This window comes from Enterobacter sp. 03-F-07-AD-ECC, assembly GCF_047530935.1.
Classification (GTDB): domain Bacteria; phylum Pseudomonadota; class Gammaproteobacteria; order Enterobacterales; family Enterobacteriaceae; genus Enterobacter; species Enterobacter cloacae.
Window position 1 is genome coordinate 60,155 of the sequence record NZ_JBLKBZ010000019.1, and the last position, 15,195, is coordinate 75,349.

Here is a 15,195-nt window from a genome sequence, read left to right on the forward strand (position 1 = left end):
AGGACGTAAAAATGAATCATGCGATTACGATGGGTATCTTCTGGCATTTGATAGGCGCAGCCAGTGCAGCCTGTTTCTATGCCCCGTTCAAAAAGGTGAAAGGGTGGTCGTGGGAAACCATGTGGTCGGTTGGCGGTACCGTCTCGTGGCTGATTTTGCCCTGGACCATTAGCGCCATGCTGCTCCCGGATTTTTGGGGCTACTTCACCTCCTTCAGTGCCTCCACCCTGCTGCCGGTGTTTCTGTTCGGTGCGATGTGGGGCATCGGCAACATCAACTATGGCCTGACCATGCGCTACCTCGGGATGTCGATGGGTATCGGCATCGCAATTGGCATTACCCTGATCGTCGGCACGCTGATGACGCCCATTCTTAACGGCAATGTCGATGTGTTGCTCAACACCAAAGGCGGGCAGATGACGCTGCTGGGCGTGCTTGTCGCGGTGATCGGCGTGGGTATCGTCACCCGTGCGGGTCAGCTGAAAGAGCGCAAGATGGGCATCAAAGCCGAGGACTTTAACCTGAAGAAAGGGCTGCTGCTGGCAGTGATGTGCGGCATCTTCTCGGCGGGCATGTCGTTCGCCATGAACGCCGCAAAACCTATGCACGAAGCGGCCGCCGCGCTGGGCGTCGACCCGCTGTACGTGGCGCTGCCAAGCTACGTGGTGATCATGGGCGGCGGCGCGCTGGTAAACCTCGGCTTCTGCTTCATTCGTCTGGCAAAAGTGAAGGATCTGTCGGTAAAAGCCGATTTCTCACTGGCAAAATCTTTAATCCTCACCAATGTGCTGCTGTCGATGCTGGGCGGCCTCATGTGGTATCTGCAGTTCTTTTTCTACGCCTGGGGCCACGCCAGCATTCCACCGCAGTACGACTACATAAGCTGGATGCTGCACATGAGCTTCTACGTACTGTGCGGCGGACTGGTTGGGCTGGTACTGAAGGAGTGGAATAACGCCGGGCGTCGTCCGGTGGGCGTCCTGAGCCTGGGCTGCGTGGTGATCATCATTGCCGCTAACATTGTCGGCCTCGGCATGGCGAACTGATTACGCTGCCTTTCGACTGCGATGACGCCACTGAACCGGCGTCATCCCCACCTCGCGGTTAAACACCACCGAAAAGTAATTACTGTCCTCAAACCCGCAGCGCATCGCCACCTCACTGACCATCAGCTCCGTATGCTGCAACAGATACTGGGCGTGGCAGATGCGCAACTGGCGCAGGTAGTGGTTCACCGTCATCCCCGTCTGGGTGCGGAACTGCTGGCGCAGCGCGCGCTCGCTGCACTGCTCCTGCTCGCAGAATTTTTCCAGCACAAAACTTTTGTTCAGGCTGCCCGCAAGCCGGGCGATCAGCTTGTCCAGCAGTGCTTCCTGAACGGTCGCGGAGGGGTTATCGGTAGCGTAACGATGGCGTTTGAGAGTCATGACCAGCTGGGCGAACAGCAGTTCCGCCATCGGGTTTGCCACCGGATCGTGCTTCTGGCTCTCCTGCTCCAGCTGGGAGATCGTCTGGCGCACCTGTGCCATGCCGCTGCTGCTCAAGCGCCAGTGGGGTTCGCCTCTGGCATTGAGAAAACCGGGGATATGGGCCGCCCAGTCGACGTTCAGTTTGAGCCTGTCCGGGCAGTAGATCACGTTCTGCAACACCAGATCGTTAACCGAGGCGTAGGCGTGTTTGTCTTCGGCGCGAATGTAAAACAGATCGCCACGCGTAATGCGGTAGGGCCTGTCATTGAGGATGTGTAAGCCGTTGCCGCGCCACACTAGCACCAGCTCGCAAAATTCATGGGTATGCTCGGCAAAGACATTTTGCGGGTAGCGGTCGGCCACCGCGACGGCCTGACTCGCGGAGGCAAAAAAATCATCTTTGCGAAGAATTAACTGAGCGGCCACACCACAACCTCTACGGTGAATAACCGGACATTATTAGCCTTTTTGCGGCAATAAAACGGTGATTGCCTTCGCGTTACTGTAGTGAAGCATCCTTCCCCTGACGGATATCGCGCGGCGACCAGCTAAACTCGCGGCGAAAAAGGGTCGAAAAGTGATTACTGTCGCCGAAACCGCAGCGATAGGCGATATCCGTGACGCTTTCATCGGTATGACGTAAAAGATGACGCGCTTTAATCAGGCGCAGACGATTGAGGTAGCGCTGGGGCGTCAGCCCGGTGTGTTGCTTGAGCTGACGATGAAGCGTGCGTAACGACAGCGAAAAATCATCCGCCAGCGTTTCCCAGCACACATCCTCGGCGAAATGGTCCTCCAGCCAGGCCATCAGCTGGTTCAGCCGCGCGTCGTTATTTGCCAGCCCTTCCACCAGAGAGCTGCGACGCAGCAGCACCAGCAGCTGCATAAACAGCAGCTCGCGGGTGGCAATGGCATGGGTCTCCTGCCCGTCCTCGCTCTGCTCCAGTTGATTCACCAGCTGGCGCACCTGCTGCAACGTGGACTGATTCACCCGCCAGTGAGACGGGTAGTGCCCATCCTGCTCCTGAGGCAGGAGCTTGTTCAACCCCGACAGAAACTGGAACGCGTCCGGCGAACGATAGAGCACGTTGGTCAGACACAGGTTGTCGGTGTGTTCATACAAATGCCTGTCGTGATCGCGCACGAAGCACACCATACCGCCGCTGATGGTGTACGGCTGACCGTTAAAGACGTGAATGCCTGTCCCATGCTCGACAATAACAATTTCATGAAAATCATGATGATGTTCAGGAAACGCAGCCTGCGGGAGCCGTGGCTCAATCGCGACCGGAGACGTTCCCGACGGGAAAAAATCGACGCTGTGCAGTACGGTCATAACGGCCCCCACCAATGAGAAAAGTTCTCAAAATAGTAATTAAGGCCTTCCACACTCACCTTAAATTTTTGACAGCAAACGTCGCAAAAGCTGTCCATTTTTCAAGAAATAGACGGAAAAATCGGGAAATGCGGTCAGCGTCACATTGCCCGAAAACCCCGCCCTGACTGGAAATTGTGAACTCCCTCACGTTCATCTTTGCTTTCTTGCCAGCGCGAGATTCGGGCTGTCAGTGACGAGAAGGTGGTCTTTTCTTCCCTTTTTTACACTCAACACCAATGACTTAAGAAGGGACCTGACCATGACTTTTCGCCATTGTGTGGCTGTCGATTTAGGCGCATCCAGCGGCCGCGTAATGCTCGCCACCTGGGACTGCGGCAAGCGCACACTTACGCTTCGCGAAATGCACCGTTTCGCCAACTGCCTGCAAAAACAGGACGGTTTTGATACCTGGGATATTGATGCCCTGGAAGCGGAGATCCGCACCGGGCTGAACAACGTCTGCAACGACGGCATTCGCATCGACAGCATTGGCATTGATACCTGGGGGGTGGACTACGTTCTGCTCGACAGCCACGGCGAACGCGTCGGCCTGCCCGTCTCGTATCGCGACAGCCGCACCGACGGGCTGATGGCACAGGCCATCGCGCAGCTTGGCAAGGACAACATCTATGGCCGCAGCGGCATTCAGTTTCTGTCCTTTAACACCCTGTATCAACTGCGCGCGCTGGTTGAGCAGCAGCCGGAGCTGGTCAAAAAGGTGGCGCACACGCTGCTGATCCCGGATTACTTAAGCTACCGGCTGACCGGCAACATGAACTGGGAATACACCAACGCCACCACCACGCAGCTGGTCAATATCAACACCGACAGCTGGGATGAAACCCTGCTGGCCTGGACCGGCGCCTCACCGTCCTGGTTCGGCACGCCGACCCATCCGGGTAACGTGATCGGTTACTGGATTTGCCCGCAGGGGAATGAAATCCCGGTGGTCGCCGTCGCCAGTCACGACACCGCCAGCGCGGTGATTGCATCTCCGTTGGCCGGTAAAGACGCGGCCTATCTCTCTTCCGGCACCTGGTCGCTGATGGGCTTTGAGAGCAAAACGCCGTACACCAGCGACGCCGCGATGGCAGCAAACATCACTAACGAAGGCGGTGCCGAAGGCCGCTACCGCGTGCTGAAGAACATCATGGGGCTCTGGCTGCTCCAGAGGATGCTGAAAGAGCAACACATTGCCGACCTGCCTGCGCTTATCGCAGAGACCGAAAAGCTGAAGGCCTGTACGTTCCTGATCAACCCGAACGACGACCGCTTTATTAACCCGGTGCATATGAGCGCCGAAATCCAGGCCGCCTGTTTCGAAGCCGGTCAGCCGGTGCCTTCCCGTCCTGCCGAGCTGGCGCGCTGCATTTTTGACAGCCTGGCCCTGCTCTACGCGGATGTTCTGAGCGAGCTGGCGAGCCTTCGCGGCAAACCGTTCAGCCAGCTGCATATCGTGGGCGGCGGCTGCCAGAACCAGCTGCTGAACCAGCTCTGCGCCGATGCCTGCGGCATCACCGTGGTGGCGGGTCCGGTGGAGGCCTCAACGCTCGGCAACATCGGTATTCAACTGATGACTCTGGACGAACTTTCAGACGTCGACGAATTCCGTTCGGTGGTCACCGCGAATACCCGCCTGACCACCTTCCCCCCTAATCCCTGCCATGAAATTGCCCGCTACCGGGCGCAGTTTCAGCAAAAACGACTGACTAAGGAGCTTTGCGCATGACCACTCAACTTGAACAAGCCTGGGACCTGGCTAAACAGCGTTTCGCCGCCGTCGGCGTGGATGTCGACGCGGCGCTGCGCCAGCTCGACCGTCTGCCTGTCTCCATGCACTGCTGGCAGGGCGATGACGTCGCCGGCTTCGAGAACCCGGGCGGTTCTCTGACGGGTGGCATTCAGGCGACGGGTAACTACCCGGGCAAAGCGCGCAACGCCACCGAACTGCGTGCGGATCTGGAACTGGCGCTGAGCCTGATCCCGGGGCCAAAACGCCTGAACCTGCACGCGATCTATCTGGAGTCCGACGAGCCGGTGGCGCGTAACGAGATCAAACCGGAGCACTTTAAAAACTGGGTGGAATGGGCCAAAGCCAACAAACTGGGTCTGGACTTTAACCCGTCCTGCTTCTCGCACCCGCTGAGCGCAGACGGGTTTACCCTTGCACATGCCAACGACGACATCCGTCAGTTCTGGATCGACCATGTTAAAGCCTGCCGCCGCGTCTCGGCCTGGTTTGGCGAGCAGCTTGGCACGCCGTCGGTGATGAACATCTGGATCCCGGACGGTATGAAAGACATCACCGTCGACCGTCTCGCCCCGCGTCAGCGCCTGCTGGCCGCGCTGGATGAGGCCATCAGCGAAAAACTCAACCCGGCGCACCACATCGACGCGGTGGAGAGCAAGCTGTTCGGCATTGGCGCGGAGAGCTATACCGTCGGCTCGAACGAGTTCTACATGGGTTACGCCACCAGCCGCCAGACCGCGTTGTGCCTGGACGCCGGTCACTTCCACCCCACAGAAGTGATCTCCGACAAAATCTCCGCCGCCATGCTCTTCGTGCCGCGCCTGCTGCTGCACGTCAGCCGTCCGGTGCGCTGGGACAGCGACCACGTGGTGCTGCTGGATGACGAAACCCAGGCGATTGCCAGCGAAATCATCCGTCATGACCTGTTTGACCGCGTGCACATTGGCCTCGACTTCTTCGATGCCTCTATCAACCGCATCGCGGCATGGGTGATCGGCACCCGCAATATGAAAAAAGCCCTGCTGCGCGCGCTGCTGGAGCCAACCGCAGCGCTGAAACAGCTGGAAGCAAACGGTGACTACACCGCGCGCCTGGCGCTACTGGAAGAGCAGAAATCCCTGCCGTGGCAGGCCGTGTGGGAGATGTACTGCCAGCGTAACGACACGCCGGCAGGCAGCCAGTGGCTGGAAAACGTGCGGGCGTATGAGAAAGACGTGTTAAGTCAGCGCGGGTAATTTTGCCCTCACCCTAACCCTCTCCCACAGGGAGAGGGAACTTTTACCCCCTCTCCCTGTGGGAGAGGGCTGGGGTGAGGGATTTCACCTCACCGCGATAACTGGAAAAGAAAACTATGCAGACCATCACCACCTCCTGGTTCGTCCAGGGCATGATCAAAGCCACCTCTGATGCCTGGCTGAAGGGCTGGGACGAGCGTAACGGCGGCAACCTGACGCTGCGCCTGGACGACGCAGATATCGAACCCTACACCGCCGATTTCCACCAGAAGCCGCGCTATATTGCCCTGAGCCAGCCCATGCCGCTGCTCGCCAATACGCCGTTTATCGTCACCGGTTCCGGCAAGTTCTTCCGTAACGTCCAGCTCGATCCAGAGGCCAACCTTGGCGTGGTGAAAGTGGACAGCGACGGCGCGGGCTACCACATCCTGTGGGGCCTGACCGATGAGGCGGTACCCACGTCTGAACTGCCGGCACACTTCCTCTCCCACTGCGAGCGCATCAGGGCGACTGACGGCAAAGACCGCGTGATCATGCACTGCCACGCCACCAACCTGATCGCCCTGACCTATGTGCTGGAAAACAACCCGGATTTCATCACCCGCAAGCTGTGGGAAGGCAGCACCGAGTGTCTGGTGGTCTTCCCGGACGGGGTCGGCATTCTGCCGTGGATGGTACCGGGCACCGACGAAATCGGCCAGGCGACCGCCAGAGATATGCAAAAACATTCGCTGGTGCTGTGGCCGTTCCACGGCGTCTTCGGCAGCGGCCCTACGCTTGATGAAACCTTCGGCCTGATCGACACCGCCGAGAAATCCGCTGAAGTGCTGGTAAAGGTTTATTCCATGGGCGGTATGAAGCAAACCATTACCCGCGAAGAGCTTATTGCGCTCGGCAAGCGCTTCGGCGTAACCCCGCTCCGGTCAGCGCTGGAAATATATGCATAAACCCTCGCAGACCGGACGGTCCGGGCGATAGTTAAGGAGAATTATCATGAGCTTTATGTTGGCACTGCCAAAAATCAGCCTGCACGGCGCGGGCGCTATTGGCGACATGGTTAAGCTGGTGGCGAACAAACGGTGGGGCAAAGCGCTGATTGTCACCGACGGCCAGCTGGTGAAGCTGGGCCTGCTGGACAGTCTGTTTACCGCGCTGGATGCGCACCAGATGTCATATCAGCTGTTTGACGCGGTCTTTCCCAACCCGACGGAGGCGCTGGTGCAAAAAGGCTATGCAGCATACCGGGACGCGGAATGTGATTATCTTATCGCCTTTGGTGGCGGCAGCCCGATTGATACCGCCAAAGCGATTAAAATCCTCACCGCCAATCCGGGTCCGTCCACCGATTATTCCGGCGTCGGCAAGGTGAAAAACCCGGGCGTGCCGCTGGTGGCGATCAACACCACCGCAGGCACGGCGGCGGAGATGACCAGCAACGCGGTGATTATTGACTCCGCGCGTCAGGTGAAAGAGGTGATCATCGACCCGAACATCATTCCGGATATCGCCGTGGATGATGCCAGCGTGATGCTGGATATTCCTGCGTCCGTCACTGCCGCAACGGGAATGGATGCGTTAACCCATGCCATTGAAGCCTATGTGTCCGTTGGCGCGCACCCGCTGACCGATGCCAACGCGCTGGAGGCGATTCGCCTGATAAACTTCTGGCTGCCCAAAGCGGTCGACGACGGTCATAACCTGGAAGCACGCGAGCAGATGGCGTTTGGTCAGTATCTGGCGGGCATGGCGTTTAACAGTGCTGGCCTCGGCCTCGTGCATGCCCTGGCGCACCAGCCGGGCGCGACGCACAATCTGCCGCACGGCGTGTGTAACGCCATCCTGCTGCCGATCGTTGAAAACTTTAACCGCCCGAACGCCGTAGCACGGTTTGCTCGCGTGGCGCAGGCGATGGGCGTCGACACGCGCGGCATGAGCGACGAAGCGGCCAGTCTGTCAGCGATTCAGGCGATTCGCGACCTGAGCGCCCGCGTCGGCATTCCGTCCGGCTTCAGCCAGCTTGGTGTCACCAAAGCCGATATCGAAGGCTGGCTGGATAAAGCCCTCGCCGACCCGTGCGCGCCATGCAACCCGCGCACCGCCAGCCGCGACGAGGTGCGCGAGCTGTATCTGGAGGCATTATGATCCGCAAAGCCTTTGTGATGCAGGTAAACCCGGACGCGCACGAGGAGTACGCGCGTCGCCACAACCCCATCTGGCCCGAACTGGAAGCGGTGCTGAAGGACCACGGCGCGCACCACTACGCCATTTATCTCGACCGGGAACGTAACCTGCTGTTTGCCACCGTAGAGATTGAATCGGAGGAGCGCTGGAACGCGGTCGCGAATACCGACGTCTGCCAGCGCTGGTGGAAACACATGCGTGATGTAATGCCGTCGAACCCGGACAACAGCCCGGTGAGTACCGGGCTGGAAGAGGTGTTTTATCTGGACTGACTGGTTAACGCTGCCGCGCCCGCGGCAGCGGCTATCTCCTGCCTGCTGCTTAGCGTAAACGCCGACACCACCGTAATTGCCAGCACGAAGCAGCCCAGCATCAGATACGTCTCCTGGAAGCCGATCCGGTCATACATATTTCCGGCAAAGGCGGAGAGGAAAATGGCCGCTGACTGTTTGGCAAACTGAAAGCCAATCAGATAGATAGTGGCCGAGAGTCGCGTATCAAACACGCCGGTGATGTACTTGAAGGCTCCCACCAGCAGGAACGGGACCTCCAGCGCGTGCAGCATTTTCAGGGCGATGACCTCCACGGCGGTGGTGGCAAACGACGAGCCGATGATGCGCGTCGCCATAATCAATCCGGCGATCAGCAGCGTATTTTTCGCCCCAATACGGTTAATGATCCACGGCGAGCAGAACATAATAATGGCGTTACAGATCTCCCCCGCCGTCGTCGCGAAACCAAAGGCGCGAGTGCCCTCCTGCGGCGTGGCGAAGAAGGTTTTGAAGAAGGTGGCGAACTGCTGATCAAAAACGTCATAGACGCAGGCCACGCCAATCACGTACAGAATAAACATCCACATTCTGCGCTGACGGAACAGGTTAAAGACCGTTTTCGCGGTGATCTGCGGCTGGTTGGCCCCCAGGGCATTCATCACCTGTACCGTCTGATTGGGCTTCGGCTTTGCGACCACCAGCAGCAGCATCAGCAACAGCGCCGCCGCCGATCCCATCCAGAAAACGTATGACGGATCGATACCAAACAGGATGCCCCCCGTTGAGGCGCACAGCCCCCAGCCAAGGCAGCCGAACATGCGCGCCTTGCCGTATTCAAAGGCGCTGTTGCGGCTCACGCGTTCGATATAGGCCTCAATCGCCCCGGACCCGGCCGAGAAAACAAAGCCGATATACAGCCCGCCGCTCAGCGCGCCCAGCCAGATGTTGGTTTTCAGCAGCGGCGCGAAGACGTACAGGAAGAAGGGCGCGAACAGAAACAGCAGTACAGAGATAATCCACAGCAGATGCTTTTTCAGCCCCAGCTTGTCCGAAATCACCCCCAGCACCGGCTGGAAGGCGATAGCCGACAGCGAAATGCAGGAGAAAACAATGCCGGTATGGGTTTTGTTCAGGCCGATGATGTCCGACAGCCAGATAGGCAGGAACGGAAAGCAGGTGGCCATGATGAAGAAGTAGAGAAAGAAGAACAGCCCGAAGATCCAGAAGTTAGGGTTGTCTTTGTGGGTACAGGTTGTTGTGTTCATTATTTTTATCCTCAACGGAGGGCCAGTTTCCCGGCCCGTCACCCTTACACGCGTTCCACACCAATCAGAATGGCGGTTTCCGGATCGAGAATCGGCAGCGCAATACCCGCCTGCATCAGCCACTCACCGTTCACCGTTTGCGGTGTCTCCATCCATGCCGGCAGCTTGCGCATGGTGTGCCCGCCCTCTCCCGTAATCTGAATATTCGGGTGATCGAGCAGCGAGATACGGTACTTCGCGCTGGCCTCCAGCCCCGGCATGCGCAGCGGCATCATCAGGGTATAATCCGGCATCGCGAGCTGGCTGATGATAAACAGCCCCTGCGACTTATCTTCGCTCACGATCCCCTGTGCCAGCGTGGTGGCGTCCGGCATATCCACGCGCCACTGGGTGCCGTGGTGGATCACCTCGCGCCACTGCTTGTGCAGCGCAGCGTAATGGCGATAACCTTCGCGCTCTTTCTCATCGACGGTGAGCGGATCCAGCTCCAGCCCCATATGGCCAAACAGCGCCGTCAGGCCGCGGAAGGCAATGCTGTGCTGGCGGAACGTCGCGTGGCATTTATGATGACCGATATGCGCGCCCATCACCTCCGGCGGGAAGAAGTAGCTCATGCCGCGCTGAATAGCGTTGCGCTCCAGCGCGTCGTTGTTGTCGGACGCCCAGAAGCGATGGCAGCGGGTCAGCACCTCGTAATCGATTCGTCCGCCACCGGAGGAGCAGGATTCAAATTCAATATGCGGGAAACGCTCGCCCAGCACATCTAAAAGTCGATAAAACTGGCGGGTCTGCGCGTCGGCGGCGGCTCTGCCGTTATGGCCAGGCTGCACCAGCTCGCGGTTCATATCCCATTTCACATAATCAACCGCATGCTCGCCCAGCAGCCAGCTCATGCGCTCCACCAGGTAATCAAACGCTTGCGGAATGTTCAGGTTGAGCACCAGCTGGTGTCGTCCGGTCGCCTGCGCGTAACCCGGCAACGCCAGAACCCAGTCGGGGTGCGCGCGGTAGAGATCGGAATCCGGGTTGATCATCTCCGGTTCAATCCAGATGCCGAACTCCATGCCGAGTTTTTTGACGTGGTCGATCACTGGCCGCAGGCCGTTCGGGTATTTTTTCTCATCCAGATACCAGTCGCCCAGCGCAGCATGGTCGTCGTTGCGCCCTTTAAACCAGCCGTCGTCGATGATAAAGCGTTCCACACCCAGCGCGGCCGCCTCGTCAGCCATACGCATGATGTAGTTCGGATCATGGTTGAAGTAGATCCCCTCCCAGGTGTTGAGATGGACCGGACGCGGTTTGTTTTCCGGGAAACGGATGATGTTGTCGCGCAGGTAGCGGTGAAACTGCTGGCTCATGCCGTTCAGCCCGTGCGCGGAGTAGCTCGCATAAAGGCGTGGCGTCCAGAGCGTTTGTCCCTCTTCCAGCGACATCTCTCCTGGCAGGTAGAGCGCTTCCGCTTGCAGATAGCGACGGCCATCGGTTTTGGCTTGAGCGCGAAGGCGATGGTTGCCGCTCCAGCCCAGATGCACACCCCAGACGTCGCCGTGCATTTCGCTGAACGACGGCGTGCCTGAAATGAGCGCCGGGAAGTGTTCGTGAGACGTTCTACCCCGGCGGTTCTCAATCACAAAGCTGTCATGCTCCAGCATGACGCGGTGCGGCTGGAATTCACGGATCCAGCGGCCATGAAACGCCATCACCTCCCGGGCGCGCTCCACCACGGGCAGCGTGACGGCAAAACGGTCCACCTGCCACGCCTGCGATTTCAGGTTGGTTACGCCGTGCCGCACGACCAGCACGCCGCTGGCGTCCAGCGCCAGCTCGCTGGTCAGGCGCAGGCCCGCGTGTTCATCTTCTGCCGTTATCGTCAGGGTTTGTCCCTGCTGCTGCACGTCGGTGGTGCTAAAAACCGGGGAACCATCCAGCCCCTGCCGGTGCCCCTCAATGCCGGGTGAACCAAACAGGCCGTGTCCAGGTTCAGCCATCAGCGTAACCGGGGAATCCACGTCGAGCCTGCCGTTAGCCACCGGGCGTTCGAGCGTAGCGGCATCCTGCGGCGAAAAGTGCTGAAGGTGCGGCCCCCAGTAGAGAATTTCGGCAAACGGGTGCGTTTTTATCACCACGTCCACCGTGTTGCTTACGAGTCGAAATAAGGAATCTTGCATCAGACATCTCCTGTCATCGGGATGTCCTGAGTGTTGATCCGAAACGTTTCGGATACAAACCAAAACGTTTCGGATCTGTGATCGGGTTTGGAATTTTGCGTTGTTTACGCCGTCTGGCCTGGGGAGAATTCCGGCTGCCAGAGCACCTGAAGTTTGTCGATGTCGTCGCCGTTAATCAGCTGGCGCACCATATCGGCAATCTGCTTCCCGACGCCCTGACGGGTAGACTGGATCACCGCCGCCACGTCGATATCGACGATGCTGTCCTGGGGCAAACCGTCGTAGACCACCAGCGATACGGCATTCTCGCCGGTTAGACGGCCAAGCTGTGCCAGCGCCATTGCCGCGCCGTCGCCGTGGGTGTTGCAGTCGGTGATGATGGCCGTGGGGGGGTGCGGCAGAGAGAGCAGCTCTTTTGTTGTGGCGTAGCCGACCCGGCGGGAAGGCGGCATGGCGCGCAGCCACTCGCTGGACAACCCGGCTTCACGCAGCGCATCCAGATAGCCCTGGCGACGCTGGGTGATAAACGCCTGGTTGTTACTTTCGCCAAGCAAAGCAATACGCTGATGGCCTTTTTCGATCAGCCAGCGGGTGGCCTGATACGTGCCGGCGTAGTTGTCGAAATCAAACCATGCATAGGGCTGCGGCAGCTGACTGCGTCCGAGAGCCAGAAAGGGGAATCCGGCAGCCTGAAGCTGCTCCAGGCGCGGATCGTGATCCAGCGTGTGCGCCACAATCAGCGCATCCACGCGACGGCTTTGCACCATGCGCATATAGCTGTGTTTATCGGCCAGATCGTCATCGGCAATCAGCAGGAGATCGATTTCATGTCGCGCAAGTTCGTGGCTAATTTCGCCGACCATGTCCATAAATACGCTGTTATTGAGCGGAACAGGATGTACCGGAAAAACCAGCCCCACCGCGTCGATCTTGCCCATCTTCAGACGACGGGCAAAGGTATTAGGACGATAGCCGCGTCGCTGGGCTTCCGCTTCCACGCGGGCGCGCGTCTCGCTGGAGACGTCGTCATATCCGTTGAGGGCACGACTGACGGTGGTAACCGAAAGCCCCAGTTCTTTGGCGATAGCTTTAAGCGACATGCGTTTCCGTTTCTTCGTTAATTTTGTTCCGCCACCAGTAGCGCGTAGGTGTCTGGCTCCAGGGCCTTGAAGATATGCGGTTCGTCGGCGGGATAGCAAATGTAATCCCCTGCCTCCAGCACCTCAGCGGCATCAAGCAGACCGACCAGCGCCCGGCCCTGGGTCACAATAATATGTTCAACTGACCCCGGTGAATGGGGCTGGGAAATACGATCGGCACCTGGCTGGGTGATGAGCAGGTAGACATCGCGCCGTGCGCCCGGGGGGCATGCCGCCAGCAGAATGGCTTCGTAATTGGCCTGCCCGGCGACCACTTTTGTGCCTTCACCGCGGCGGATCACCTGCGTGGTCGGTTGCTGCGGCTCCAGTAACCGTGCAAAGGGAATATCCAGCGCCACACATAGCGACCACAGCGTCTCAAGGCTGGGATTGCCATTGCCGGACTCCAGCTGCGAAAGTGTGGATTTGGCGATACCGGCACGGCGAGCAATTTCCGCCAGTGAAAGTCCGGTTCGCAGGCGTTCTCGCACCAGACTTTTGGCGATCACGCTGATTGGCTGCGTCATAAACGGCCTCTTGTTCTATAAATCGAACGATTCGTTCATCTTGTAAACCGAATCTGATCCGTTCATTATAATGGATACACGTTCGATATGGCTAAAATTGTATGAAACGTTCTCTCTCTTGCCTGAAAGGCGACACCATCAAAGCAATTATCCTCGTTTGCCTCGCCGTTGGCGTGGTGGGGATGTCATACGGCTCGCTGGCGATGGCCTACGGTTTCCCGCTATGGGTACCGTTTGTACTGTCTATTACCGTGCTGGCGGGGGCCTCGGAGTTTATGTTTATCGGTATCGTGGCGAGCGGGGGTAACCCACTGGCGGCGGCCGCGGCCGGGCTGCTGGTGAACGCCCGCCATGTGCCGTTTGGCGTTACGGTGCGCGAACTGGTGGGTAAACGCGGTTTAAGCTTTTTGGGCTGCCACATCATGAACGACGAAAGCGTGGTGTTTGGGCTGTCGCAAAAAACCCCGGAGCAGCGCAAAACGGCCTACTGGCTGTGCGGCCTGGGCGTTGCCATTCTCTGGCCGCTGGGTACCCTGCTGGGTGCCATGGTCGGAAAACTGTTGCCGGCCCCGGAAACCATCGGGCTGGACGCGGTATTTCCGGCCATTTTGCTGGCCTTAGTGGTTCCGGCGTTTAAAAACCGCACCACGTTTATCCGCGCCTGCAGCGGCGCCGCCCTGTCGCTGGCCGCCGTACCGTTCGCTCCGGTGGGCTTACCGGTACTGCTCTCTTTACTCGGTCTCGCCGCGAGGAAAAAATAATGGAAAACATGACCCTCTTTATCCTCGGTATCGCCATTCTGTCAGCAGGGACCTATCTGATGCGTCTTGGCGGGGCGAAACTGGGTAGCCGACTGGCGCTGTCCGAGCGATCTCAGGCGCTGCTGTCGGATGCGGCAACGGTGTTGCTGTTTTCCGTGGCGCTGGCGACCACCTTCTATGAAGGGGAACATTTCGCCGGGATGGCGCGGGTGCTGGGCGTGGCGTTTGCGGTGTTTCTGGCCTGGCGAAAAATGCCGTTAATTGTGGTGATCGTGGCGGCGGCGGTCGTTACGGCGCTGCTGCGTCTGGCGGGCATGGCATAAAAAAGCCCGACAGCACGCGTCCGTCGGGCAAGGCGGCGTTTACTGCGCCGCGAGGGTAACGTAATTCACCGTCAGCATTTCTTCGAGTTCCGCCGTGTTGCCGGTCCTGAACGCGTTATCGTTGAGATAAGTGACCACCGAGAGCGTAACGACCAGCTGTTTTCCCGCCACCTCGCTGCCGTTCACCGCCACAAGCGACGTATCCGGTGGCAGCGTAACCTCCGCTGCACCCGCGGTGACCTGCGCCGCGCCGCGCGGCACGGCCGCCAGCTGCACGGCACCATTATCCATGCGGGCCTCTTTCGCCGTGATTTTCAGCACCCCGTTGTCGCTAAAGCGATACGCTTTATTTCCACGGGCCGGGCCGTCCACCTGCAGACGGATCTTGCGCGCGTCCGGGCAGATCACCGACACCTGGATCTCACGTTCTGACGAGGCATAACCCCGGTACGTTTTTCCGGCAATATCCGTGCTGACCTCGCGCATCGCCTCCCGACGTAGCAGACCATTATTGATACTCTTTACTGACGAAACCACCTGACACTCTTCTTCTGCCAGGACGAAGGGAGCATGGCTGAGGGCGACGCAGGCCAGCAGCAGTAAACACGTGCGACGAATAATCAGAGACATTTAATGAGATGGTCACTCCCTCCTTCCCGGTACTATGCTGAGGACAGGCTTTCATTCGGAGAACTATCATGGAAAACATTGCGCTCATTGGTATCGA

General features: G+C 58.8%; 15 protein-coding genes. 8 read left to right on the forward strand and 7 right to left on the reverse strand.

Translation table 11 applies throughout. The features are described 5' to 3' along the window. Positions 1-11 precede the first annotated feature (11 nt). Entirely contained in the window at positions 12-1,046 is a 1,035-nt protein-coding gene (gene rhaT, locus ACMWKA_RS20625; protein WP_095908395.1) for an L-rhamnose/proton symporter RhaT, read from the forward strand. Here the strand turns inward: rhaT and rhaR are convergent, their stop codons facing one another. Both rhaR and rhaS read right to left on the reverse strand, forming a co-directional pair. After that, positions 1,047-1,895: an HTH-type transcriptional activator RhaR gene (rhaR, locus tag ACMWKA_RS20630; RefSeq protein ID WP_013099334.1), complete on the reverse strand. Its 849-nt coding sequence runs from the start codon at positions 1,893-1,895 to the stop codon at positions 1,047-1,049. A 73-nt stretch (positions 1,896-1,968) separates the two neighbouring features. Next, a complete protein-coding gene (rhaS, locus tag ACMWKA_RS20635; RefSeq protein WP_013099335.1) occupies positions 1,969-2,805 on the reverse strand; it encodes an HTH-type transcriptional activator RhaS in 837 nt (278 codons plus the stop codon). A gap of 301 nt (positions 2,806-3,106) precedes the next feature. On the opposite strand from rhaS, the gene rhaB reads away from it, so the two are divergent. The 5 genes from rhaB (at position 3,107) to rhaM (ending at position 8,285) form a co-directional block, all read left to right on the forward strand. Next, positions 3,107-4,576, forward strand: coding sequence for a rhamnulokinase (gene rhaB, locus ACMWKA_RS20640; RefSeq protein WP_252000468.1), 1,470 nt, complete (start codon positions 3,107-3,109; stop codon positions 4,574-4,576). Next, positions 4,573-5,832 carry an L-rhamnose isomerase gene (gene rhaA / locus ACMWKA_RS20645; RefSeq protein ID WP_414760559.1) on the forward strand — a complete coding sequence of 420 codons (1,260 nt, stop codon included), beginning with the start codon at positions 4,573-4,575 and terminating at the stop codon, positions 5,830-5,832. Before rhaB ends, rhaA begins: the two co-directional genes overlap by 4 nt. A 116-nt stretch (positions 5,833-5,948) precedes the next feature. Further along, the gene (gene rhaD, locus ACMWKA_RS20650) at positions 5,949-6,779 is read left to right on the forward strand and encodes a rhamnulose-1-phosphate aldolase (RefSeq protein ID WP_048972174.1); all 831 of its coding nucleotides are present in this window, start codon (positions 5,949-5,951) and stop codon (positions 6,777-6,779) included. Positions 6,780-6,825: 46 nt separating this feature from the next. Further along, positions 6,826-7,974 carry a lactaldehyde reductase gene (gene fucO, locus ACMWKA_RS20655; RefSeq protein WP_040020323.1) on the forward strand — a complete coding sequence of 383 codons (1,149 nt, stop codon included), beginning with the start codon at positions 6,826-6,828 and terminating at the stop codon, positions 7,972-7,974. Next, positions 7,971-8,285, forward strand: a complete 315-nt coding sequence (rhaM, locus tag ACMWKA_RS20660) for an L-rhamnose mutarotase (RefSeq protein ID WP_013099341.1) — start codon at positions 7,971-7,973, stop codon at positions 8,283-8,285. Before fucO ends, rhaM begins: the two co-directional genes overlap by 4 nt. On the opposite strand, the gene ACMWKA_RS20665 is transcribed toward rhaM, so the two are convergent. The 4 genes from ACMWKA_RS20665 to ACMWKA_RS20680 form a co-directional block, all read right to left on the reverse strand. Further along, positions 8,273-9,550, reverse strand: coding sequence for an MFS transporter (locus tag ACMWKA_RS20665; protein WP_058679006.1), 1,278 nt, complete (start codon positions 9,548-9,550; stop codon positions 8,273-8,275). The two genes, rhaM and ACMWKA_RS20665, sit on opposite strands and share 13 nt — an antisense overlap. Positions 9,551-9,594: 44 nt before the next feature. After that, entirely contained in the window at positions 9,595-11,718 is a 2,124-nt protein-coding gene (locus ACMWKA_RS20670; RefSeq protein WP_414760560.1) for an alpha-galactosidase, read from the reverse strand. A 104-nt stretch (positions 11,719-11,822) separates the two neighbouring features. Beyond that, positions 11,823-12,818 carry a LacI family DNA-binding transcriptional regulator gene (locus ACMWKA_RS20675; protein ID WP_414760561.1) on the reverse strand — a complete coding sequence of 332 codons (996 nt, stop codon included), beginning with the start codon at positions 12,816-12,818 and terminating at the stop codon, positions 11,823-11,825. Between the two features lie 17 nt (positions 12,819-12,835). Then, complete coding sequence (locus ACMWKA_RS20680) at positions 12,836-13,384, reverse strand: helix-turn-helix domain-containing protein (protein WP_013099345.1); 549 nt, start codon at positions 13,382-13,384, stop codon at positions 12,836-12,838. Positions 13,385-13,485: 101 nt separating this feature from the next. On the opposite strand from ACMWKA_RS20680, the gene ACMWKA_RS20685 reads away from it, so the two are divergent. Next, positions 13,486-14,145 carry an AzlC family ABC transporter permease gene (locus tag ACMWKA_RS20685; protein ID WP_038985297.1) on the forward strand — a complete coding sequence of 220 codons (660 nt, stop codon included), beginning with the start codon at positions 13,486-13,488 and terminating at the stop codon, positions 14,143-14,145. After that, positions 14,145-14,468 (forward strand): AzlD domain-containing protein, encoded by a 324-nt coding sequence (locus tag ACMWKA_RS20690; RefSeq protein WP_020686891.1) that lies wholly within the window; start codon positions 14,145-14,147, stop codon positions 14,466-14,468. The genes ACMWKA_RS20685 and ACMWKA_RS20690 overlap by 1 nt, the downstream gene beginning before the upstream one ends. Before the next feature lie 39 nt (positions 14,469-14,507). Here the strand turns inward: ACMWKA_RS20690 and ACMWKA_RS20695 are convergent, their stop codons facing one another. Beyond that, positions 14,508-15,098, reverse strand: coding sequence for a hypothetical protein (locus ACMWKA_RS20695; protein WP_058682055.1), 591 nt, complete (start codon positions 15,096-15,098; stop codon positions 14,508-14,510). Positions 15,099-15,195: the final 97 nt, after the last annotated feature.